Source organism: Tsukamurella sp. NPDC003166 (genome assembly GCF_040611135.1).
In the GTDB taxonomy this organism is placed as follows: Bacteria; Actinomycetota; Actinomycetes; order Mycobacteriales; family Mycobacteriaceae; genus Tsukamurella.
Genome location: NZ_JBEXNL010000024.1, coordinates 1 through 21883, shown reverse-complemented (window position 1 = coordinate 21883; position 21883 = coordinate 1). Strand labels below are relative to the sequence as shown.

Sequence of the window (21883 nt, the reverse complement as noted above, 5' to 3'; positions counted from 1 at the left end):
GAAAGGATTCTCACGTTGAGCGCCAGCTTTCCCGGAGAACTGCTGTACACCCCCGATCACGAGTGGCTGTTGAAGAAGAGCGACACCGTGGTGCGGATCGGGATCACCGACTTCGCGCAGGATCAGCTGGGTGATGTGGTGTTCGTGCAGCTGCCGGAGGACGACGCCGAGGTCGCCTCGGGCGACTCGTTCGCGGAGGTGGAGTCGACCAAGAGCGTCTCCGACATCTACGCGCCGCTGGCCGGCACCGTCGTCGCGATCAACGGCGAGCTGGACTCCAGCCCCGACCTGATCAACTCGGATCCGTACGGCGAGGGCTGGATCGTCGAGATCGAGGCCGCGTCCCCCGAGGACCTCGAGACGGCGCTCGGTGAGCTGCTCGACGCGGACGCCTACAAGGCGCTCACGGCCGAGTCCTGACACACCCGCGGGACGGTTGTCCCGCGACCGACGTTTTTCCTTAGAGCGGCTTTAGAGCCGCTGAATCCGGCCGCCTTTCGGGCGCCGGGCGCGGTACCGTGGACGACAGGTCCACCAGGTTCCGTGCACGAGACAAACCTGTGCAGTAATCACTGACGAAGGAGCGATGTGAGCGAGAACGACCAGGGCAACGACTCGGCCCCCGTTGAGACCACTTCGGTGTTCCGCGCCGACATCATCCGCGAGATGGACGCCTCCGGCGGACCCGAGAGCGACGCGCCCGTCTCGGGCCTCGAGAACCTCCCGGCCGGCGCGGCACTGCTCGTGGTCAAGCGCGGCCCGAACGCGGGTTCCCGCTTCCTGCTGGACCAGGAGACCACCTCGGCCGGTCGCCACCCCGACAGCGACATCTTCCTGGACGACGTGACCGTGTCGCGCCGCCACGCGGAGTTCCGTTCCGTCGAGGGCGGCTTCACCGTCGTCGACGTGGGCAGCCTCAACGGCACGTACGTCAACCGCGAGCCGGTGGACGCCTCGCCCTTGGCGAACGGCGACGAGGTCCAGATCGGCAAGTTCCGTCTGGTGTTCTTCGTCCCGGCGGCCGGCTGAACTCTGTGACGGCACCACGTCAGGAAACCGCCCCGAGCGCGATGTCGATCGGGGCGGTCCTCGAACGTCTTCGTGACGAGTTCCCGGACGTGACCATCTCCAAGATCCGATTCCTCGAGTCGGAGGGGTTGGTCACACCGGACCGGTCCCCGTCGGGGTACCGGCGGTTCTCGCCGAAGGACTGCGAGCGGCTCAAGTACGTGCTCACCGCGCAGCGCGACTACTACCTTCCGCTGAAGATCATCAAGGAGCAGCTGGACGCGCACGATCGGGGCGAGGCCGTCGAGGGCCCCGCCCCGCGCGCACCCCGCGCGCTCGCGGCGGTGTCCTCCAAGACGGCGCCCGCCACCGACTTCTCCGCGCGGCGGCAGACCAGGATCAGCCGCGCCGATCTGCTCGCGCGGTCCGGCGCCGACGAGGCCTTCCTCCGCGAGCTGGAGCGCTCCGCGCTCCTCACCTCCGGCAAGGCGGGCTTCTTCGACGAGGACGCGGTCGCGCTCGTGCAGGCCGCCAAGGCGCTCGCCGAGTACGGACTCGAGGCGCGGCACCTGCGCGCGTTCAAGACCTCCGCCGACCGCGAGGCCGGCCTCATCGCACAGATCGCCAACCCGATCGCCCGGGGCGGCGACGCGGGGGCGGCGGAACGCGCCGCGGAGCTGGTGCGCGAGCTGGCCGCCCTGTCGGTGACGTTCCACACCCAATTGGTCAAGGCCGCGGTCAAGGACGCCGTTCGCTGACGACCGGTGCGCCGGTAAGCTGAAGGCATGATCGAGATGACCGTCGCGGGCATCCGGATGGACCCGCCGCAGAACGATCCGGTGCTGCTCCTGCGTGAGGTCTCCGGCCCCCGGTACCTGCCCATCTGGATCGGGCAGGGTGAGGCCACGGCGATCGCGATCAAGCTGCAGGGCGTCGAGCCGCGTCGCCCGCTGACGCACGACCTGATCGTCGACCTGCTCGAAACCCTGGGGCGCTCCGTCACCGAGGTGCGCATCACGGGCCTCCAGGAGGGCACGTTCTTCGCGGATCTCGTGCTCGACGGTGACCAGACGGTCTCCGCCCGGCCGTCGGACTCCGTCGCGATGGCGGTCCGCCTCGAGGTGCCGATCTTCGCCGAGGAGGAGGTGCTCGCCGAGGCGGGTCTGTTGCTGCCCGATGAGGAGACCGACTCGGAGACAGGCGAATCCGCGGAGGAGGCGCCCGCCGATGAGGAGGTCGAGGCGTTCAAGGAGTTCCTCGATTCGATCTCCGCCGACGACTTCAAGGCGCCCGGGGAATCCTGACCGGTTTGGTCACGATTCGGTCTCGACCTAAAGTTCAACTTGAGGTTGTGGGTGTGTCGCGTTGATTCGGCGCCCTCCGCGCCATAGCGTTCACGCCGAACACCGCGAAGGGCACCGAGGGAAGACACCGACGGCCCGCACGCGGCAGGCGTACTCTCAGGAGTGCGCACGGACCTCATGAGGGAGACGGCAGTGACCGATCAGGACGGCACCGGGCAGAACGCGCCGCAGGCGGATTCCGCTGTGGGCACCCAGGGCTCGCTGGACGACATCGCGCCCGGCCTGTTCCCGAACGACACGATCCCCGATGAGCTCCTCGGCTACCGCGGCCCCAGTGCCTGCCAGATCGCCGGTATCACCTACCGTCAGCTCGACTACTGGGCGCGCACCTCGCTGGTGGTGCCGTCCATCCGCAGCGCGGGCGGCTCGGGCACGCAGCGCCTGTACTCCTTCAAGGACGTCCTGGTCCTCAAGATCGTCAAGCGCCTCCTCGACACCGGTATCTCCCTGCAGAACATCCGCGTCGCCGTCGATCACCTCCGCCAGCGCGGCGTTGAGGACCTCGCGCGGATCACCCTCTTCTCCGACGGCACCACCGTTTACGAGTGCACGAGCGCCGAGGAGGTCGTCGACCTGCTGCAACACGGCCAGGGCGTCTTCGGCATCGCGGTCTCCGGCGCCATGCGCGAGCTCACCGGCACCATCGCCGACTTCCCGGGCGAGCGTGCCGACGGCGTGGCGGCCGAGGCGGCCCCCGAGGACGAGCTGGCCTCGCGCCGCCGCAACCGCGCCCGCGCCACCGGGTAGCGGACGGGGAAATACGTTCGACGCGCCACCGGCACGTCGCCTAGTTTGGGCGATATGGCTCATATCGCGATGTTCTCCATTCCCGCTCCGGGGCACGTACTCCCGGCGCTCGACGTGCTCGCCGAGCTCGTCCGACGGGGTCACCGCGTCACCTACGCGAACGATCCATCCATGGGGTCCGCCATCGAGGCCACTGGTGCGGAACTCAAGCCCTACCGGTCGGTCATCCCGGCCATCGGCGAAGCGGCCTCCGCGGAGAACGGCGACGCGTTCTCCGGTGACGTGATCGATCAGCTCACGGTGTTCACCGACGAGTACGAGAACCAGCTGCCCCAGTGGTTCGCCCTGTACGAGGACGACCGTCCCGATCTGATCGTCTACGACATCGCCGGTGCGATGGGCGTCGTCCTGGCCCGCGCGTGGGGGATCCCGACGCTCCAGATCTCACCGACCTACGTGGCGTGGGAGGGCTACGACGAGGACATGGCGGACTTCCACACGATGCTCCGGACCGACCCGCGCGGGATCGCGATGTTCGAGCGACAGGACGCGCTCCTCGCGCGCCACGGGATCGAGGAGGATTCGCTGCACTTCCTGGGACGTCCGGAACGCTCCCTCGTCCTGATCGCGCCCTCGATGCAGCCGAACGCCGACCGCGTGGATCGTCGCGTGTACACCTTCACCGGTCCCGCTCGACGGCTGCCGGACGTGCGGTTGGCACCGTCGGGCGGCGCGGACCGCCGGACGACGCTCCTGGTCTCCTTCGGCTCCGCCTTCACGGATCAGCCCGCCACGTACCGGGCGGCGTGCGATCTCGCGGCGCAGCGGCCCGAATGGCGGGTGATCCTGCAGGTCGGGGGCCGTACCGAGCCGTCGACGGTGACCGCCTCCGACGGGACCGTGCCGCCGAACGTCGAGGTGCACCCGTGGATCGACCAGGTCGCGGTGTTGCAGGAGACCGACGTCTTCCTCACCCACGCCGGGATGGGCGGGGCGAGCGAGGCGATGCTGACGGGCACGCCGGTCGTGACCGCGCCGCAGGCGGCCGACCAGTTCGAGAACGCGACGATGCTCGCCGCCGCGGGGATCGGAGTACCCGTGCCGGAGGAGCTGTCCGGCGGGTCGCTGGGCGAGGCGTGCGAGGCTGCGCTGGCCCTGTCGCCCCGCGCCCGGGAACTCGCGCACGAACTCGCTGAGCTGGGCGGATTGACCCGCGCGGTCGAGGTGGTCGAGTCCCGCCTGCAGGGGTGAGTCACCGTACGGGCGTCTTGCTGAATGGGTTAGAATCGGCGTGCGCCGCAACACCGCGTGGGAGAGCCCAGCGGGCACCGTCGAGTACGGGGTCCACGGGCGCCGAAGGAGCAGCACCTCTCCGTCAATCTCTCAGGCACCAGGACCACGCGGGTTGGGCGCCTCTGGAGCCGCCGGCGACTGAGGGAGAGGGCACACCGCCCCGGAGGTCCCCAGTGTCCGACAGCAACTTCCCCGCGCGCCACATCGGTCCCGACGCGGGCGAACTCGACCAGATCCTGCGCGTCATCGGTGTCGACAGCCTCGACGACCTGGCCCGCGCCGCGGTCCCGTCGGCCATCCTCGACCCGCAGGGCGACAACGGCCTCGGCGCCCTGCCCGCCGCGATCGACGAGCATGAGGCGCTGGCGGAGCTGCGCGCCCTCGCGGACCGCAACACCGTGGACCGCACCATGATCGGCCTCGGCTACTACGACACGCTGACCCCGCCGGTGCTGCTGCGCAACATCATCGAGAACCCGGCCTGGTACACCGCCTACACGCCGTACCAGCCCGAGATCAGCCAGGGCCGCCTCGAGGCCCTCCTCAACTTCCAGACCATGGTCTCCGACCTCACCGGCATGGAGATCGCCAACAGTTCCATGCTCGACGAGGCGACGGCCGCCGCCGAGGCCATGACGCTGCTGCGCCGCGCCGGCAAGTCCAAGAGCCCGCGTCTCGTCGTCGACCGCGACGTCTTCCCGCAGACCCTCGCGGTGATCGAGACCCGCGCCGAGCCGCTGGGCATCGAGGTGGTGTCGGCGGACCTCGCGGCCGGCCTGCCCGACGGCGAGTTCTTCGGCGTCATCCTGCAGACCCCCGGTGCCTCGGGGCGCATCCCGGACGTCAAGTCCGTGATCGACGCCGCCCACGAGCGCGGCGCGCTCGTCGCCGTCGGTGCCGACCTGCTGGCCATGACCCTGCTGACGCCGCCCGGTGAGCAGGGCGCCGATGCCTGCTTCGGCACCACGCAGCGCTTCGGCGTGCCGCTCGGCTTCGGCGGCCCACACGCCGGCTACCTCGCGGTCCACGAGAAGCACGCCCGCCAGATCCCCGGCCGGCTCGTCGGCGTCTCCGTCGACGCCGACGGCAACCTCGCCTACCGCCTGGCCCTGCAGACCCGTGAGCAGCACATCCGCCGCGAGAAGGCCACGTCCAACATCTGTACCGCGCAGGTGCTGCTCGCCGTCCTCGCCGCGATGTACGCGTCGTACCACGGCCCCGAGGGGCTCAAGGCCATCGCGCTCCGCGTGCACGCCCGGGCCTCGGCGCTGGCCGCAGCGCTGGGCTCCGCCGTCGTTCATGACGCGTTCTTCGACACGGTGCTCGTGAACGTTCCCGGCCGCGCGGACGACGTGCTCGCCGCCGCCAAGGCCGCCGGTTACAACCTGTGGCGCGTCGACGACGACCACGTCTCCGTCGCCTTCGATGAGACCAGCACCTCGGCCGACGTGGCCGCCGTGATCGCGGCCTTCGACGCGCAGCCGGTCGACGCGGCACCGTCGGACATCGAGAACCGGACGTCGGAGTACCTCACGCACCCGGCGTTCCACGCCTACCGCACCGAGACCGCCATGCTGCGCTACCTGCGCAAGCTGGCCGACAAGGACATCGCGCTGGACCGCTCGATGATCCCGCTGGGCTCGTGCACCATGAAGCTCAACGCCACCGCCGAGATGGAGTCCATCACCTGGCCGGAGTTCTCCCGGCTGCACCCGTTCGCGCCCGCCGCGGACACCGAGGGCATCCGCGCGCTCATCAGCCAGCTCGAGGAGTGGCTCGTCGCGATCACCGGCTACGACAGGGTCTCACTGCAGCCGAATGCCGGCTCGCAGGGCGAGTACGCGGGGCTGCTGGCGATCCGCAACTACCACCTCTCGCGCGGGGATTCGCATCGGACGGTGTGCTTGATCCCGTCGTCCGCGCACGGCACCAACGCGGCGTCGGCCGTGATGGCGGGGCTGCGCGTGGTGGTGGTCGCGTCGCGCGACACGGGCGATGTGGACACCGCGGACCTCAAGGAGAAGATCGCCAAGCACGCCGACGAGCTGGCCGCGATCATGATCACCTACCCGTCCACGCACGGCGTGTACGAGCACGAGGTGCGGGAGATCTGCGCGGCGGTGCACGAGGCCGGCGGTCAGGTCTACGTCGACGGTGCCAACATGAACGCGCTGGTCGGGCTGGCCCGGCCAGGCAAGTTCGGTGGTGACGTCTCGCACCTGAACCTGCACAAGACCTTCTGCATCCCGCACGGCGGCGGCGGCCCCGGCGTCGGCCCGATCGGTGTCCGCAGCCACCTCGCGCCCTTCCTGCCCGGGCACCCGCTGGAGCCCTCGCTGGGCGACGGCCCGACGATCTCCGCCGCGCCCTTCGGCAGCGCCTCGATCCTCCCGATCACCTGGGCCTACATCCGGATGATGGGCGCCGAGGGCCTGCGGAACGCGACGCTGACCGCGATCGCCTCGGCGAACTACATCGCCGCGCGCCTGAACGACTCGTTCCCCGTGCTGTACACGGGCGAGAACGGCCGGGTGGCGCACGAGTGCATCCTCGACGTGCGGGGCATCACGAAGGAGACCGGCGTCTCCATCGACGACGTGGCCAAGCGCCTCGCGGACTACGGCTTCCATGCCCCGACGATGAGCTTCCCGGTCGCGGGGACATTGATGGTCGAGCCCACGGAGAGCGAGTCGCTCGGCGAGATCGACGAGTTCTGCGATGCGATGATCGCCATCCGCGCGGAGATCTCGCGGGTCGCATCGGGGGAGTGGCCGGTGGACGACAACCCGCTGCGCGGCGCCCCGCACACCGCGGAGTGCCTCGTGACCGAGTGGGACCACCCGTACTCGCGCGAGACCGCCGTGTACCCGCAGGGCCTGCCGTCCGGTGGCGCGCGCGCCAAGGTGTGGCCGTCCGTGCGCCGCATCGACGGCGTCTACGGCGACCGCAACCTGGTCTGCTCCTGCCCGCCGATCGAGGCGTTCGCGGAGTAGGTTCGGGTCGCGCGGTTCGGCGCGACCCGAACGAAGGGGCGACGATTCTCGCCCTCTCCGATTCCGTCCATCTCGGACACGGTGTCCGGCGTGGACGGAATCCGAGACGTCGCTCGCGGACGCAACACCCTCGGAAGGTGTTTGTTGATCTAAACTCGCGATCATGGATCGGTCGGAATGGTGGGCCTCCTACCTCGCCGGGACGCTGGTCGTCATCGTCCCGGCGCTGCTCGTGTGCGGCGTCTTCGCCAGGTGGACGCGAGGCGAGCGCCTCCAGCTGAAACCTCACGACATCGCTCTGGGATACGGAATCGGCTTCGTCGTCAGCCTCGTGGTGGTGTTCACCGCCGATCCGCAGTCGCCGTTCGGTCATGCGGTATGCAACATGCTGGTCGTCGTGGTCGGTTCGGGGATCATGCTGCCGCTGAGCTACTTTCGTACGCGTCGGTGGCGGCGCGACGATGCCGCAGGCCGCCGCGCGGCGCGCGCCGCGATCCCCGCGCGGGCACGCGCGCACTTCGCGAGCCCTGCCTTCCAGGACCAGCTGTCGGGCATCACCGAGGGACACGCGCCTGTGCCGGAGACGGCGTCGGACGTCATCGTCTTCTGGGTCTTCCGCGCACTCGACTCCGGCGACTACGTGGATTCGGCGCGGCTCATCCACTGCGCCACCGCGATCAAGGGCTGGCGCATGGCCACTCCGATGGTCCGCTTGTCCACGGTGGAACTCCTCGCGCCGCGGACGAGCCTGAAATCCTGATCGAGTCGTCGTTCCGTTCATCCTCGCAGGGCATCTCGGAGACATCGGCATTGCGACCTTCTTCACCGACGGGGCCGAACATCCCAATGGAAGGTACTCGACTCCCGATGTGGTCGGTCTCCCACGGAATCCGTGGGAAACCGACCGCACTCGTGGTCGGAGGACTGGGCTTACCGGGCGACCGGGCTCAGGGCAGCTTCTCGAAGACCATCGTGGCCTGTATCCGGTCACCGCCGGCGAAGCCCTTGCTGCCGGACGACGATGTGGTGATGGTGTGCAGGCGGTAACCGAGTGCCGCCTGACGATTGATCGCGCCCTCCAGCTCTGTCAGGTTGCCGGACCCGGTACCCAGGAACTTCTCCTTGAGCACCACCTGCAGCACGACATAGCTCATGCCGTTCTGCGCCGGGCGGGGCTGCGCGCCCGCGTTCGCCTCGGCTTCGATCCTGCTCACCATCCCGCTGAGCCCGCGCTGTTGCGGGGGCTGCCGGGTCTGATCGGTCCACCGTTGACCGTCCCACCACCGCTGGGTGCCCGCACCGTCGTCGTACCAACCGGGATTCGTCATGCCGCCGAGCGTAGGCACGGTGCCGCTACCGGCCCGGCCAACCATCGGGAATCATCTGAACGGATGACAGTGAGAACACTCGCTCACGGTCTGCCCGGACGTCGATGGCCGAACGTCACGGCACGCACGCAGCAGCGCCCGCCCCGAGATCGGGACGGGCGCTCGGTTCCGCGGGGCTCAGCCAGGGGCGAATCAGCCCTGCGGCGGAGTGCCGGGCGCGGGCTCACCGCCGGCGTGCGGAGCGTTCCCGCCGGCGACGTCCTTGATCTTGTTCGTGGCCATGTCGATCTGGGCGTCGTGGCCGGCGAACTTGCCCTTCGCCGCGCTGCCCGCCTTGTCGATCACCTTGCCGACCTGATCGGGGTTCTTGCCGAGGAGTTCCTTGATCTTGTCGAGAAGCGCCATGATGCAACCTTCCGATGGATTCTTCCGCGGACCGTCCTCGCCGCCTGCTTCACCGCGACGCCCTGCGCCTGTGTCCTCGTCCACCGTAGCGACATCGGTCGTCCTGCGGAGTGGTGGTGCGGCCGGATTGGCCCCCGCCGGGCGAAATACGGCGGTGATTCCGTTTTCGACCGATCCAGTCGGCCGTTATTTGCGGTTCAGGGCGTCGGCGAGGGCGATCGTCGCGGCGTTCGACGCGGACGCGAGGGGCTCGACGGTGCCGAACGCGACAGCAGTGGTCTTCGGCGGGGTGGGCTGCCCCGGCACGCGGAAGCCCGCCTCCGCCAGGGGCTTCGCGTGATCGCCCTCGGTCAGGTAGGCGACGAAGTCCGCGGCCGCGCGGTCGTGCGCGTCGGTGGTGTCCTCGCGGTCGAGCACCGCGGCCGGGAAGGTGGCCGATGCCGTCGGGCCGGCCGGGTACACGGCGACGGGCACGCCCTCGCCCCGGCCGCGGGCGAAGGCGGCGAGCTGCTGCTCCGTGACGGGCACGGCACGGATCCCGTCGCCGGGCTTGGTCAGTGCCTCGAGCGCGGCGACGGCGCCGGTCGACTTCGGGGCGTCCGCCGCCCACCGCGACAGCGACCCGGTCACCACCGGGCTCTTGGCGGCATCGTCGGACAGCGCGGCGCCACCCGTACGGGCCACCGCCGCGGCCACGGACTGCGCCGCGAGGTAGGTGCCGTCCGAATCCGCCTCGGTCGGCAGCGCGACTCGCAGGTCGCGCTGCTTGCCGGGCAGGTCGAGCCAGCGCACGTCGGCGAAGGTGGGGCGCGCCGACTCCCGCACCGCGAGCACCACCGGTGACGACGCGATCGACGTCGGCTGCCCCGACACCTCAGCCGGCTTGGCCGCCGCGAGGCGGGCCGTCCAGACGGTGCTCTCCGGTATCCACACCGACGGTGCCGCCCCCAGCTTCGGGTCCCACGTGCCGGACAGCGCCGCGAGGGCGACCGGAGAGTCGATCCCGGCGACGTCGATCTTCGCGCAGTAGTCGGCCGAGACCGTCCCGGAGGCGTTGAAGGCGTCGGCGACGCGTCGCAGTGATTCGACCAGTGCGGGCGCGGCGGCGACGTGCACCGCCAGATCGCCGCGCACACAGGTGGACGCGGCGTTGCGCCCCTCCTGCTCGGAGCGCCCGGAGAGCCAGACCATGGCCGCGGCGATCACGCCCACGACGACGACCGCGACGACCGCCGCGATCAGCCAGCGCGCGATGCCGCGAGAATTCGTTCCGGAACGGTGTGAACCCATCGAGAAAAACCTACCCGAACGTGCCGCGGGAATTCCTTCGGCTCACATTGAGCGCAGACTTTACACGCCTGACCAGCCGGAACAATGGATCCGGCGCGTCGGCGCACGCTCTGATTTCCCTGATCGCGGTGCGCGTGGCTTCAATGCGAAGAAGTCGGCTGCACCTCGGTGGCCGCCTAGTGAGGGGTAGTTCGAAAATGCGAATCAGGCGATTGCGTCGGGTCGGCGCAGTGGTGGTGACGGCGTTCACGGTCGGCGTCGCGATGTCCGGTTGCTCGTCTCATGATGCCCCGGCCGGCGACTCGGGTGGTGGCGGCGTCACACTGGTGATCGGCGACCAGGTGAAGTCGACGCAGACGCTGCTGGAGTCCTCGGGGCAGCTCAAAGACCTGCCGTACAAGGTCACCTGGGCGTCCTTCGAGGCCGGGCCGCCGCTGCTCGAGGCGGCCGCTGCAGGGAAGGTCGACATCGGCGCGACGGGCGACGTGCCGGCCGTCTTCGCACAGTCCGCGGGGTCGCCGCTGAAGATCGTCACCACCACCGCGACGACCAGACCCAACGACTTCCTCCTCGTCCCCGAGGGATCGCCGATCCAGCGGGTGGAGGACCTGCGCGGCAAGAAGGTCGCCTTCACCAAGGGATCGAGCTCCAACGGACTGGTGCTGGCGGCGCTGAGCGGGGCGGGCCTGAAGCCGTCCGACATCACGGAGACCTACCTCACGCCGAACGAGGGGCTCGCGGCGTTCACCTCGGGACAGGTCGACGCCTGGGCGGTGTGGAACCCGTACGCCGCGATCGCGCAGCAGAAGGGCAAGCCACGGGTGCTGGTGAACGGCGGCGGGGGACTGACCACCCAGCAGGGCTACTACCTGGCCTCGAGCGCGGCGCTCGCGGACGGCGCGAAGGAGAAGGCCATCGCCGACCTCGTGTCGCGCATCGCGAAGGCACAACGCTGGTCGCAGAGCCACCGGGACGAGTGGGTGCCGATCTTCAGCAAGCTGACGACGCTGCCCGAGCCGATCGCCCGCGCGACCTTCGACGCCTCGTCGGGGAACCTGGTGCCGATCGACGCCGCCGTCATCGCCAAGCAGCAGAAGCTGTTGGACCTGTTCGCCGACGCGAAGGTGATCCCCAACCACCCGCGGGCCGCGGACTACTTCGACGCCCGCTTCAACGACCGGATCGGGGAGGGCGCGAAGTGACCAGCATCGTCGAGAACCGGGCGGTCGCATCGCCGGCGCCGACCATCGACTCCCGGCCCTCTGCACCGGGTCGCCCGGCACCGGGCACCCCGGCTTCGTCCGCGGGTTCCCGCGCGGCGACGACCGCACGCCGGCGGCGCCGGGTGGACCCGAGCGGTCTGCTGCGGCTGGTGTCACCGCTGGTCCTGCTCGTGGCCTGGCAGGCGCTCTCCGCTGCGGGCGTGATCCCGCAGGACAAGCTGTCACCGCCCTCGCAGGTGATCGGCGCGGCCCGCGAGACCTGGGCCAACGGCACCCTGCCCGCGGCCCTCCCCGTGTCCATCGAGCGCGTGGCGTACGGTCTCGTGCTCGGCGTGATCGCCGCCGTGGCGCTGGGGCTGCTCGTCGGCTTCTTCGCGGTGGCCGACCTCGCCTTCGATCCTCCGCTGCAGATGCTGCGGACGGTGCCCTTTCTCGGCTTGATCCCGCTGTTCGTCGTGTGGTTCGGCATCGGGGAGACGCCGAAGGTGCTGCTCATCGCTCTCGGCGTGATGTTCCCGCTGTACCTCAACCTGGTTTCGGGGATCCGGGGGGTCGATCCGAAACTCATCGAGGCGGGGCGCTCCCTCGGCCTGTCGCGGCTCGGGCTGGCCCGGTCGGTGGTCCTCCCCGGGGCGCTGCCCAGCGCGCTGACCGGGTTCCGACTGTCGCTGTCCGTCGCGTGGCTGTCGCTGATCGTGGCGGAGCAGATCAATGCGGACGCCGGGCTCGGCTACCTCGTGATGAACGCGCGGACCTACCTCCGCAACGACATCATCGTGCTCGGCCTGGTCATCTACGCCTTCCTGGGCCTGGCCACCGACTGGGTGGTGCGCGGCCTCGAGTCCTACCTGCTGCGCTGGCGGGTGGCCCGATGAGCGCCCCGTCGACGCGGTCCGTGGTGGACGCCCGCGGCATCGGCCGATCGTTCGGCGAGGTCGAGGTGCTCCACGGCATCGACCTGCGGCTGGAGGCCGGGGAGATCGTGGCCCTGGTGGGCCGCTCGGGTTCCGGGAAGTCGACGCTGCTGCGCGTGATCGCGGGGCTCGACGACGGCTTCACCGGTGATCTGGACGTGCACGGCTCGCGCGCCGTCTCCTTCCAGGAGCCCCGGCTGCTGCCCTGGCGGTCGGTCCGCAAGAACGTCACCCTCAACCTGAAGCGGCCCGACGCCGACGGCCTGGGGGTGCGGGCGCTCGCCGAGGTGGGGCTCGGGCACCGCCTGGACGCGTGGCCGCTCACCCTGTCCGGCGGGGAGGCGCAGCGCGCCTCGCTGGCCCGGGCGCTGGTCCGCGAGCCCGACCTCCTGCTCCTCGACGAGCCCTTCGGGGCCCTCGATGCGCTGACCAGGCTGGAGGCCCACGCGCTCCTCACGTCTCTGTGGCGCGAGCACGGCTTCGCCGCGCTGCTCGTCACGCACGACGTCGAGGAGGCGGTGCTTCTGGCCGATCGGATCCTCGTGCTCGAGGACGGCCGCATCGCCCAGGACATCGCTGTGCCCGTCGCCCGGCCGCGAGAGCGCGGCGACGCCCGCATCGTCGAACTGCGCGAACGAATCCTCGGGCACCTCGGGGTGGGTGCCGACGTCCCGGAGAAGGAGACCGCACGATGAACGACCCGCACTTCCACTGGTACCTGCCCACCTCCGGCGACGGCCGCGACGTGATCGGCGCCGCCGAGCGCAGGGGACACGCGTCGGCGGCCCGCGACGCCGACCTGGGCTACCTCGCGCTCGTGGCCAGATCCGTCGAGCGGCTCGGCTTCGAGGCCGTGCTCACACCGACGGGCACCTGGTGCCCCGACGCGTGGATCACCACCGCCGCGCTGATCCCCGAGACCGAGCGGCTGAAGTTCCTGGTCGCCTTCCGGCCGGGCCTCGTCACTCCGACCCTGGCGGCGCAGCAGGCCGCGACCTTCGCACAACTCTCGGGCGGGCGGCTCGCGCTCAACGTGGTGACCGGCGGCGACCAGACCGAGCAGGAGCGCTACGGGGACCGCCTCACCAAGGTGGAGCGGTACGCCCGGACGACCGAGTTCCTGCAGATCGTGCGCGGCGCCCTCACCGGCGTGCCCTTCGACTTCGCCGGCGACTACTACGACGTGAGCGGCGCCGTGGTCGGGAACCCGCCGGCCCAGGCCCCGCCGCTGTTCTTCGGCGGCGCGAGCGAGGCGGCCCGGGAGACCGCCGCCCGCACGGTGGACACCTACCTCACCTGGACGGAGCCGCCCGCGAAGGTCGCCGAGCTGGTCGAGGACGTGCGGGCCCGCGCCGCGCGCCACGGCCGCGAGCTGACCTTCGGCATCCGGGCGCACGTGATCGCACGGGACACGCACGAGGAGGCGTGGTCGGAGGCGCGCAAGCTCGTCAGCCGGATGGACCCGAGGTTCATCGAGCTCGCCCGGGGATACCTGGCGCAGGCGGATTCGGAGGGGCAGCGCCGTCAGGCGGCGCTGAGCGCCGACATCAACAACCTCGAGGTGTACCCGGGGTTGTGGGCGGGGTACGGCCTGGTCCGGGGCGGCGCGGGCACCGCGCTCGTCGGCAGCCACGCCGAGGTCGCCGACCTCATCGAGCAGTACCGGGCGGTCGGGATCGACCACTTCGTGCTGTCCGGGCAGCCCCACCTCGAGGAGGCCTACTGGTTCGGCGAGGGCGTGCTGCCCCGCTTCGCGCGGGCGTCCGGGCCGTCAGCCGAACACGCCGCGGGGCGGCGCGGGTGACTCCCGGGCGGTCGCGGCGGTCAGCGGTTTCGCCCCACCCGTGAACCGCGCCACCTCCGTGCCCGTCACGAGGGTTCCCGGGAACGGATCGCCCGCGAGCCTGCGGCCGAGTCCGTCGGGTACCGCGCCCGCGACCAGGACCAGGTTGCCGAAGCGGCGACCCTTGAGCACCGCGGGCTCGGCCGCGACCGCCACCTCGCCGAAGGTCCCCGCCACCGTCGCGGCCACGGACCGGGCGAAGGGGAGGGGCGGACCGTCGGCGATGTTGATCGCGACGGTGCCCCCGGGCGCGAGTAGGGGCGTCAGGGACGCGAAGAACTCCGTGGTGGTGAGCGCTGCCGGGGTCCGGGCTCCGGCGAAGACGTCCAGGACCAGCAGGTCGACGGTGCCGAGCATGCCCGGCGGCAGCACGGTCGCGGCCTGCGCGGCGTCGGCGCACCGGACCTTGATCTGCTCGCGCTTGGGCAGGGGCGCAGCGGCGCGGACGGCGTCGATCAGCGCGCGGTCGTACTCGAGTACCTGTTGGCGCGATCCAGGCCGGGTCGCGGCGATGTAGCGGGGGAGCGTGAAACCGCCGCCGCCCAGGTGCACGGCGGTGATCGGCTCGCCGGCCGGACGCACCAGGTCTGCGACGTGCCCGATCCGGCGGACGTACTCGAAGACGAGGTTCGTCGGGTCGCCGGTGTCGATGTAGCTCTGCGGGGTCCCGTCGACGAGCACGGTGAACGCGCCGGGCCGGTCGCGATCGGCTTCGATCACGACCGGCCCGGTCACGGCAGCGGGCTCGGCGCTCAGCTGTTCGCGGCCTTGAACTCGCGACGGCGCGCGTGCAGGATCGGCTCGGTGTAGCCGTTCGGCTGCGTGCCGCCGAGCAGGATCAGGTCCTTCGCGGCCTGGAAGGCGATGTTGGTGTCGAAGTCCGGCGCCAGCGGGCGGTAATCGGGATCGCCGGCGTTCTGCTGGTCGACGACCGGCGCCATGCGCTCGAGCGCCTCGATCACCTCGGCCTCGGTCACCACGCCGTGCCGCAGCCAGTTGGCGAGCAGCTGCGAGCTGATGCGCAGCGTCGCGCGGTCCTCCATGAGGGCCACGTCGTGGATGTCCGGCACCTTGGAGCAGCCGACGCCCGCGTCGATCCAGCGAACGACGTAGCCCAGGATGGACTGGGCGCTCTCGTCGAGCTCCTCGCGCATCTCCTCGGCCGACCAGTTCGGGTTCTTGGCGAGCGGGATGGTGAGGATGTCGTCCACCGACGCCGGGTCGCGCTTGGCGATCTCGTTCTGCACCTCGAAGACGTCCACCAGGTGGTAGTGCAGCGCGTGCAGGGTCGCCGCGGTGGGCGAGGGCACCCACGCGGTGGTGGCGCCGGCCTTCGGCTGCGCGATCTTCTGCTCGAGCATCGCGGCCATCAGGTCGGGCATGGCCCACATGCCCTTGCCGATCTGAGCCCGGTGCTGCAGGCCGGCGTGCAGGCCGATGTCGACATTGCTGTCCTCATAGGCCTTGATCCAGGTCTGCTGCTTCATCTCGCCCTTGCGGACCACCGGGCCCGCGAGCAGCGAGGTGTGGATCTCGTCGCCGGTGCGGTCGAGGAAGCCCGTGTTGATGAACACGACGCGGTCGTTCGCGGCGGCGATCGCGGCCTTGAGGTTCACCGTGGTCCGGCGCTCCTCGTCCATGATCCCGACCTTGAGGGTCCGCGCGGGCAGGCCCAGGATCTGCTCGACGCGCGCGAAGATCTCCGTGGCGAAGGCCACCTCCTCGGGGCCGTGCATCTTGGGCTTGACGATGTACACCGAGCCGGTGCGCGAGTTGCGGATCTCGCCGGACAGGCCGTGGATCGCGATGAGCGAGGTGACGATGCCGTCGAGGATGCCCTCGCCGATCTCCTCGCCGTCCAGCAGGATCGCGTCGGTGGTCATGAGGTGGCCGACGTTGCGCACGAACAGCAGCGAGCGGCCGTGCAGCACCAGCTCGGAGCCGTCGGCGGCGGTGTACGTGCGGTCCGGGTTCAGGGTGCGGGTGAAGGTCTTGCCGCCCTTGCTGACCTCCTCGGCGAGATCGCCCTTGTTCAGGCCCAGCCAGTTGCGGTACCCGACCACCTTGTCGTCCGCGTCGACCGCCGCGACGGAGTCCTCGAAGTCCATGATCGTGGTGACCGCGGACTCGACGAGGACGTCCTTGATGCCAGCCGGATCGGTCTGCCCGATCGGCGACGACGCGTCGATCTGGATCTCCAGGTGCAGGCCGTTGTGGCGCAGCAGCACGCCGGTGGGCGCCGCAGCGTCGCCGGTGTAGCCGGCGAACACCGTCGGGTCCGCGAGCGCGAGGTCGCCGCCGTTGAGGACCAGGGCACCGTCGGCGACGGAGAGCGACGAGACCGCGGTCCAGGAGCCGGACTCGAGCGGCACGGCCCGGTCGAGGAAGTCCTTCGCGAAGGCGATGACCTTGTCGCCGCGGACCTTGTTGTAGCCCTTCGTCTTCTCCGCGCCGTCGGCCTCGGAGATCGCGTCGGTGCCGTACAGCGCGTCGTACAGCGAGCCCCACCGGGCGTTCGCGGCGTTGATCGCGAAGCGCGCGTTGAGGATCGGCACCACGAGCTGCGGGCCGGCGGTCGAGGTGATCTCGGTGTCCACGTCGGCCGTGGTGATCTCGCGGTCCTCGGGGACCGGCACGAGGTAGCCGATGTCGCTGAGGAACTGCTTGTAGGCGGGGAAATCGACCTCGCCGGGGTTGGCGGCGTGGAACCCGTCGATCTTCGCCTGCAGCTCGTCGCGCTTGGCGAGCAGCGCCCGGTTCTTCGGGACCAGGTCGCCGATGACCTGCGCCGCACCGTCCCAGAAAGCGGCCTGGTCGACGCCCGTGCCCGGAAGCGCCTCGTTGTTGATGAAATCGTAGAGAACCGTTGCGACCTCGAGGCCGGCGACGGATGTCCGGGCGGTGTCAACCATGAAGTACTTCAACCCCTTCGTAGCACGTGACTAAGTGCCCATCAGGTTACTCCGCGCGAGGACGCCGCCGACTCCGGGACCACCTGGCCGAAGTCCAGTTTGACCAGCTGGTCGGCCCGATCGAAGTAGCGGTCGTCGTGGGTGATCACGACCACCGTCTTCCCCCGTGCCCTCAGGTCGCCGATGATCCGGTCGTAGAACACCGCGCGGAATCGGGGGTCCTGATCCGCGGCCCATTCGTCGAACAGGTACACGGGCCGGTCCTCGAGCAGCGCGGTCAGGAGGGCGAGGCGCTTGCGCTGCCCCGTCGACAGCGCGAGCGTCGAGAGCTTGCCGTCCTGCACGGTAACCGCGTGCGCCAGTTCCAGGTCGTGCAGCAGGCCGCGGACGCGGTCGTCCAGATCGTCGGCGGCGAGGCCGAGGTAGTCGTCGAACAGGTGGAAATCGGAGAACACGGCGGTGGTGTGCTGCCGGAACCACTCGGTGTTGTGCGGACCGACCACCTCGCCGCCGATCCGGATCTCGCCGATCCGCGGCGCGTACAGCCCCGACAGCAGCTTCGCCAGCGTGGATTTGCCGCTGCCGTTGCCGCCGACCACGAAGGTCACCTCGCCGGGCCGCAGCGTGAGGTCGATGGGGCCGAGGCGGAAGCCGTGCGGGACGCCGGGACCTCCGGGAGGCGGCGGCATTCCGGGGCCGGGGTGCGGCGGCGGGCCACCGGGGCCGCCCGGTCCGGGCCGGCCCGGAGGGCCGTGACCGGGAGGGGGCTCGGGCAGGTACTCGTAGCCCACGCCCCGCAGTTCGACGGTGCCGTCCGACAGCGGGCGGTCGTCGTACGGGAGGGCCGACTCGTCGCGCGCGGTCTCCAGGGACAGGTCGAGACCGCGGATCTTGGCCAGCGCCACATCGCCGCGGAGCAGATCGGGGATGCGGTGCATGAGGCTCTGCATCGGCATCGACAGGAAGGTCGTGACCAGCACGTAGCCGATCATCGTCTCCCGCGGCAGCTCGAGCGCCCGGGCGAGCACGAACAGGATGAGCACCATCGTGCCCAGTTGCAGCACCTGACCGAGCGCCTGGCCGCCGGCGAAGCGCGTGCCGGCGGCGACGTGCTTGCCGCGCAGGTCCTCGGCGGTGCCCAGCAGCTTCCGGTCGAGGAAATCGGCGCGGCGGCCGCGGTGCAGCTTGAGCTCCTTGATCCCGTGCGTGACCTCCTGGAACGAGCCGATCAGGGCATCGTCGAGCTCGCGGGCCCGGCGGTAGGTCTCCCGGACCTTGCGCAGCACCGTCTCGACGCACGCGATGCCGATGAGCGTGCCCGCGACGGAGACGGCGAACAGGGTGCCCGACACGGTGGCCAGGTAGGTGAGCGCGCCGATGATCGTCGCGAGGTCGATGCACAGCCCGGGGATGCCGGACACGGCCATCGACAGGGAACGCACGTCCTCGGTGAGCGTCGCCAGCAGGCGGTGATCGCCGAGCCGCTCGATGTGCTCGAGCGGCGCCGCGAGCACGCGCTGCGAGAGCCGCGCCCGCAGCCGGTAGACGGCGGCCTGGGCCAGGTGCAGCAGGATCAGCTGCGAGGCGACGCCCGCGACCACCACGACGACGGCGGTCACCACGAACCGGGTGACCGTCACCGTCGGCATCGGTCCCGGTGCGACCAGACCGTTGATGAGCGTCAGCAGGTACGCGTTGGCCGCGCCGGCGACGAGGCCCGCGGCCACCGCCGCGGCGATCGCCGCCGGGGAGATCGAGACGAGGAACTTCAGGAGCTTCACGGCGCGCTCATTCGCCGGTGGTCACGACGTCGAACAGGAACCCCTCCACGGTCACGCCCGGCGCGAACGAGAAGGCCATGCCGGTCGACGGTGCGCCGTCGGCGTCGTCGGAGAGCACCTGCGCCAGCAGGCGCTCCAGGACGAACAACAGCGAGACGCTGAGCATGTTCCCGTGTCCGGCGAGCACGTCCCAGCTCAGGCGCGAGGCCTCGTCGGGCAGGCCGAGGGCGGTCGAGGCGGACTCGATGATCTTCGGTCCGCCCGGGTGGATCGCCCAGTGCGCGACGGCGTCCCGGTCGAGGCCGTTGCGCTGCAGCACCCCGTCGACCACCGGGGCGACACCGTCGACGATGTACTGGGGCAGGGACTCCGCCAGTTCGCAGGTGATGCCGTCCGCGTTGACCCCGAGCACGATCCCGTCCTCGGCACCGTCGAGCAGGTGGCTGAAGGTATCGCGCACGACGATCTTCCCGGCGGGCAGCGGATGCCCGACCTCGCTCGCGCCGATCAGGGCGGCGCCGCAGCCGTCGGCGAAGAGGCTGGAGATCACCACGTCGTTGGGGTCGCCGGAGAAGACGGCGTTGACCGAGCTGAGCTCGAGGCAGATCATCAGTGACTTGCGGTCGGGGTGCGCGCGGACGTAGTCGGTGGAGACGCGCAGCGCGTTCATCGCCGCGGCGCAGCCCATGAAGTTGATGACCACGCGGCTCGTACCCGGGGACAGGCCGAGCGCGCGGATCACGGCGACGTCGACGCCGGGGGCGAGGAAGCCGGTGCTGGTGACGAACACCAGCTGGCCGACGTCCGCCGGGTCGACGGTGCCGAGGGCGCGGCGGGCCGTGTCGATCGCGAGCGGCGCGGCGTGCTCGAAGAACAGGTCCATCCGCTCGCGGATCGTGTCGGGGCGGGTGCTGAACGCGGCGAACTCCTCGGTGAGCGGGTCGATCGCGAGGTGGCGCTCGGTGACCCGCGTCTTCGCGTACACGCGGCGGATGCGCTCCGCCTGCCGCGGGTCGTCGAACCGGGACGCGACGCGGTCCGCGGACTCGGCCTGGGCGTACGCCTGCGCGGGAGAGCCCGTCGCGAGGGACTCGATCACCGCGACCGAGGTGGGCGGCGCCGGCGGGGCGCCGCGCCAGAGGGTGGTACCGGGTAGTTCCGGGGCGGCGATGCGCTGTTCCTGCGTGTTCATGGTGATCTCCTTGAGCTGGAAGATGTGGGGCGGCGGGAGCCGGATCAGACGGTGCCGATACCGGTGAAGCCCGCGACGACGTACGAACCCGAGGTCTTGAGGGCCTGCGGCGAGAAGTGCTCGCGGAAGAAGCCGTGGCCCTGCTCCTGGGCGGGGCGCGACTTCTGGCCCAGGAAGGTCTTGACCTGGTCGGGCAGGCGGTCGAAGAGGAAGCTGCGGCGGGGGAGCCACTCGACACCGAACTTCGCGGCCTCCTCGGCCATGAGTTCCTCGGTCGCGATGTTCGCGTAGCCGCTCCGCTGGTAGGGCAGCACGTGATGGACGCGGTGGCTGGAGAGCCCGGCCGAGAGGAAGCAGTCCACGTACCGATTGCCGGAGATCTTCAGGTCGTAGGCCTGGTTGAGCTGGTTGACCGCCCAGTCCTCGGTCTCGACCTCGGGCAGGTCGTCGACGTCGGTCTCGAAGTCGTGGCTCGCGACCACCAGGAAGGTGCTCACCCACAGCACGGCCACGAACTGCGCGACCCACGCCCAGATGTCGCCCAGGAACAGGAACAGCAGGAACTCGCCGATGAGCAGTGCGCGCATCGCGAAGGCGCCGATGAAGTGCGGCAGTGCGCCGCGCAGCGAGCCGTACATGTCGGCCACGCCGACCTGCCGGGTGAGCTTGACGATCTCGAAGAGCCGCATCGTCATACCCGTGGCGGTGTGGCCGAACTTGTGCAGCGTGTGGATCGGGATCCGGTACCAGCGCGGGATGTCCATCATCATGGTGAACACGTTCTTCTTGATGTCCACCTCGCTCTGCGTGTGCGGGTGGTGCAGCAGAGCGTGCCCGTCGGCCGTGACGAAGGACAGCGCGACGTAGTTGATGTCGAAGGCGTTGACCAGGACCTTCGTCGCACCCTTCTGCGCGCGGTGGATCGCGTAGTGGCCGAACCCGGCGAGCGAGCTCCGCAGCATCACCATGAGCAGCACGAACAGCCAGATCGGCATCCAGGACGGAACGCTGAGCCGGGCCGCGATGACGGCCACGTAGGCGACGGCCAGGACCGCGGCGGTGATGTTGAACCAGCGGTCCATGCGCTCCACGCGCGCCTTCATCGCCGGGTCCCGCAGGCGCGCCTTCACGGCGTGCAGCAGATCCTTCGGATCGTCGAACCGGTACCGCGGCGTGTCGCGCCAGCTGTCGAAGCCGTCCTTGAACAGGAATGCGGGGGCGTTGTTCTTCGGGTGTACGTCCACGACCTCGGCGTCGCGATCGAGCGCGAACCGCTGCAGCATCTTCTCGATCTTCTCGGGATTGGCGTGATACGACCCGATGATCGACGTGATGTCGCGATTCTTGGAACGGCCGATGAAGAATTCCCCGCCGGGATGCTTGTTGATCCATTCCGTGAGGTCGTACGCGCGGCCCTTGTACACCCACACGTTCGACAGCTGCGGGCCGCCGCCGGGGCCCGGCTCGCGGCCCAGATCGCGCGGGCCGGGATCGCCCGCGCCGGGCTGGAAGTCGCGGCCGCGCGGGCCCGCCGGGCGGCGGCGCAGGTCCCGACGGCGCGTCGGGGCCCGATCAGCGCGACCCCGGCCG

General features: G+C 70.3%; 20 protein-coding genes and 1 riboswitch. Of the genes, 12 read left to right on the top strand and 8 right to left on the bottom strand.

Going from position 1 to position 21883, the window contains the following annotated elements; translation table 11 throughout:
• Positions 1 to 15: 15 nt before the first annotated feature.
• The 8 genes from gcvH (at position 16) to ABZX10_RS20650 (ending at position 8165) form a co-directional block, all read left to right on the top strand.
• Positions 16 to 420: a glycine cleavage system protein GcvH gene (gene gcvH / locus ABZX10_RS20685; protein ID WP_355544411.1), complete on the top strand. Its 405-nt coding sequence runs from the start codon at positions 16 to 18 to the stop codon at positions 418 to 420.
• 168 nt (positions 421 to 588) lie between these two features.
• Positions 589 to 1029 (top strand): FHA domain-containing protein, encoded by a 441-nt coding sequence (locus tag ABZX10_RS20680; RefSeq protein ID WP_355544408.1) that lies wholly within the window; start codon positions 589 to 591, stop codon positions 1027 to 1029.
• A gap of 41 nt (positions 1030 to 1070) precedes the next feature.
• On the top strand, positions 1071 to 1766 hold the full coding sequence (locus tag ABZX10_RS20675) for a MerR family transcriptional regulator (protein WP_068569816.1): 696 nt from the start codon (positions 1071 to 1073) through the stop codon (positions 1764 to 1766).
• Positions 1767 to 1793: 27 nt separating this feature from the next.
• Entirely contained in the window at positions 1794 to 2312 is a 519-nt protein-coding gene (locus ABZX10_RS20670) for a bifunctional nuclease family protein (protein WP_068569815.1), read from the top strand.
• A gap of 243 nt (positions 2313 to 2555) precedes the next feature.
• Positions 2556 to 3119, top strand: a complete 564-nt coding sequence (locus ABZX10_RS20665) for a MerR family transcriptional regulator (RefSeq protein ID WP_244881024.1) — start codon at positions 2556 to 2558, stop codon at positions 3117 to 3119.
• Between the two features lie 54 nt (positions 3120 to 3173).
• Complete coding sequence (locus tag ABZX10_RS20660) at positions 3174 to 4370, top strand: macrolide family glycosyltransferase (protein WP_355544404.1); 1197 nt, start codon at positions 3174 to 3176, stop codon at positions 4368 to 4370.
• A gap of 48 nt (positions 4371 to 4418) precedes the next feature.
• Positions 4419 to 4528: riboswitch (glycine riboswitch) on the top strand.
• Positions 4529 to 4585: 57 nt separating this feature from the next.
• Positions 4586 to 7405, top strand: a complete 2820-nt coding sequence (gene gcvP, locus ABZX10_RS20655) for an aminomethyl-transferring glycine dehydrogenase (RefSeq protein ID WP_355544401.1) — start codon at positions 4586 to 4588, stop codon at positions 7403 to 7405.
• Between the two features lie 163 nt (positions 7406 to 7568).
• Positions 7569 to 8165, top strand: a complete 597-nt coding sequence (locus ABZX10_RS20650; protein ID WP_355544398.1) for a hypothetical protein — start codon at positions 7569 to 7571, stop codon at positions 8163 to 8165.
• A gap of 187 nt (positions 8166 to 8352) precedes the next feature.
• On the opposite strand, the gene ABZX10_RS20645 is transcribed toward ABZX10_RS20650, so the two are convergent.
• The 3 genes from ABZX10_RS20645 to ABZX10_RS20635 all read right to left on the bottom strand — a co-directional run bounded on the left by ABZX10_RS20645 (position 8353) and on the right by ABZX10_RS20635 (position 10428).
• Complete coding sequence (locus ABZX10_RS20645; RefSeq protein WP_355544395.1) at positions 8353 to 8733, bottom strand: DUF2510 domain-containing protein; 381 nt, start codon at positions 8731 to 8733, stop codon at positions 8353 to 8355.
• 192 nt (positions 8734 to 8925) lie between these two features.
• Positions 8926 to 9138 carry an antitoxin gene (locus tag ABZX10_RS20640; protein ID WP_355544392.1) on the bottom strand — a complete coding sequence of 71 codons (213 nt, stop codon included), beginning with the start codon at positions 9136 to 9138 and terminating at the stop codon, positions 8926 to 8928.
• Positions 9139 to 9324: 186 nt separating this feature from the next.
• Positions 9325 to 10428 (bottom strand): substrate-binding domain-containing protein, encoded by a 1104-nt coding sequence (locus ABZX10_RS20635; protein ID WP_355544389.1) that lies wholly within the window; start codon positions 10426 to 10428, stop codon positions 9325 to 9327.
• A 197-nt stretch (positions 10429 to 10625) separates the two neighbouring features.
• On the opposite strand from ABZX10_RS20635, the gene ABZX10_RS20630 reads away from it, so the two are divergent.
• The 4 genes from ABZX10_RS20630 to ABZX10_RS20615 are packed head-to-tail and all read left to right on the top strand — an operon-like array spanning position 10626 to position 14369.
• A complete protein-coding gene (locus ABZX10_RS20630) occupies positions 10626 to 11630 on the top strand; it encodes an ABC transporter substrate-binding protein (RefSeq protein ID WP_355544386.1) in 1005 nt (334 codons plus the stop codon).
• Complete coding sequence (locus tag ABZX10_RS20625) at positions 11627 to 12526, top strand: ABC transporter permease (protein ID WP_355544383.1); 900 nt, start codon at positions 11627 to 11629, stop codon at positions 12524 to 12526. The genes ABZX10_RS20630 and ABZX10_RS20625 overlap by 4 nt, the downstream gene beginning before the upstream one ends.
• The gene (locus tag ABZX10_RS20620; protein WP_355544380.1) at positions 12523 to 13260 is read left to right on the top strand and encodes an ABC transporter ATP-binding protein; all 738 of its coding nucleotides are present in this window, start codon (positions 12523 to 12525) and stop codon (positions 13258 to 13260) included. Before ABZX10_RS20625 ends, ABZX10_RS20620 begins: the two co-directional genes overlap by 4 nt.
• Positions 13257 to 14369, top strand: a complete 1113-nt coding sequence (locus ABZX10_RS20615) for an LLM class flavin-dependent oxidoreductase (RefSeq protein ID WP_355544377.1) — start codon at positions 13257 to 13259, stop codon at positions 14367 to 14369. The genes ABZX10_RS20620 and ABZX10_RS20615 overlap by 4 nt, the downstream gene beginning before the upstream one ends.
• On the opposite strand, the gene ABZX10_RS20610 is transcribed toward ABZX10_RS20615, so the two are convergent.
• The 5 genes from ABZX10_RS20610 to ABZX10_RS20590 are packed head-to-tail and all read right to left on the bottom strand — an operon-like array spanning position 14337 to position 21768.
• Positions 14337 to 15128 (bottom strand): fused MFS/spermidine synthase, encoded by a 792-nt coding sequence (locus tag ABZX10_RS20610; protein WP_355544374.1) that lies wholly within the window; start codon positions 15126 to 15128, stop codon positions 14337 to 14339. The genes ABZX10_RS20615 and ABZX10_RS20610 overlap by 33 nt on opposite strands.
• A 32-nt stretch (positions 15129 to 15160) precedes the next feature.
• Complete coding sequence (locus ABZX10_RS20605; RefSeq protein ID WP_355544371.1) at positions 15161 to 17320, bottom strand: malate synthase G; 2160 nt, start codon at positions 17318 to 17320, stop codon at positions 15161 to 15163.
• Positions 17321 to 17361: 41 nt separating this feature from the next.
• Positions 17362 to 19101: an ATP-binding cassette domain-containing protein gene (locus ABZX10_RS20600; RefSeq protein ID WP_355544368.1), complete on the bottom strand. Its 1740-nt coding sequence runs from the start codon at positions 19099 to 19101 to the stop codon at positions 17362 to 17364.
• Between the two features lie 7 nt (positions 19102 to 19108).
• The gene (locus ABZX10_RS20595; RefSeq protein ID WP_355544365.1) at positions 19109 to 20293 is read right to left on the bottom strand and encodes a type III polyketide synthase; all 1185 of its coding nucleotides are present in this window, start codon (positions 20291 to 20293) and stop codon (positions 19109 to 19111) included.
• Positions 20294 to 20337: 44 nt separating this feature from the next.
• Positions 20338 to 21768: a fatty acid desaturase gene (locus tag ABZX10_RS20590; RefSeq protein WP_355544540.1), complete on the bottom strand. Its 1431-nt coding sequence runs from the start codon at positions 21766 to 21768 to the stop codon at positions 20338 to 20340.
• Positions 21769 to 21883: the final 115 nt, after the last annotated feature.

What these genes read in the sequence shown, in the direction of transcription:
- ABZX10_RS20675 (WP_068569816.1), top strand. Translation starts at nt 1,071, where the DNA reads ATGTCGATCGGGGCGGTCCTCGAACGTCTTCGTGACGAGTTCCCGGAC.
- ABZX10_RS20670 (WP_068569815.1), top strand. Translation starts at nt 1,794, where the DNA reads ATGATCGAGATGACCGTCGCGGGCATCCGGATGGACCCGCCGCAGAAC.
- ABZX10_RS20660 (WP_355544404.1), top strand. Translation starts at nt 3,174, where the DNA reads ATGGCTCATATCGCGATGTTCTCCATTCCCGCTCCGGGGCACGTACTC.
- ABZX10_RS20650 (WP_355544398.1), top strand. Translation starts at nt 7,569, where the DNA reads ATGGATCGGTCGGAATGGTGGGCCTCCTACCTCGCCGGGACGCTGGTC.
- ABZX10_RS20645 (WP_355544395.1), bottom strand. Translation starts at nt 8,733, where the DNA reads ATGACGAATCCCGGTTGGTACGACGACGGTGCGGGCACCCAGCGGTGG.
- ABZX10_RS20640 (WP_355544392.1), bottom strand. Translation starts at nt 9,138, where the DNA reads ATGGCGCTTCTCGACAAGATCAAGGAACTCCTCGGCAAGAACCCCGAT.
- ABZX10_RS20635 (WP_355544389.1), bottom strand. Translation starts at nt 10,428, where the DNA reads ATGGGTTCACACCGTTCCGGAACGAATTCTCGCGGCATCGCGCGCTGG.
- ABZX10_RS20630 (WP_355544386.1), top strand. Translation starts at nt 10,626, where the DNA reads ATGCGAATCAGGCGATTGCGTCGGGTCGGCGCAGTGGTGGTGACGGCG.
- ABZX10_RS20620 (WP_355544380.1), top strand. Translation starts at nt 12,523, where the DNA reads ATGAGCGCCCCGTCGACGCGGTCCGTGGTGGACGCCCGCGGCATCGGC.
- ABZX10_RS20615 (WP_355544377.1), top strand. Translation starts at nt 13,257, where the DNA reads ATGAACGACCCGCACTTCCACTGGTACCTGCCCACCTCCGGCGACGGC.
- ABZX10_RS20605 (WP_355544371.1), bottom strand. Translation starts at nt 17,320, where the DNA reads ATGGTTGACACCGCCCGGACATCCGTCGCCGGCCTCGAGGTCGCAACG.
- ABZX10_RS20595 (WP_355544365.1), bottom strand. Translation starts at nt 20,293, where the DNA reads ATGAACACGCAGGAACAGCGCATCGCCGCCCCGGAACTACCCGGTACC.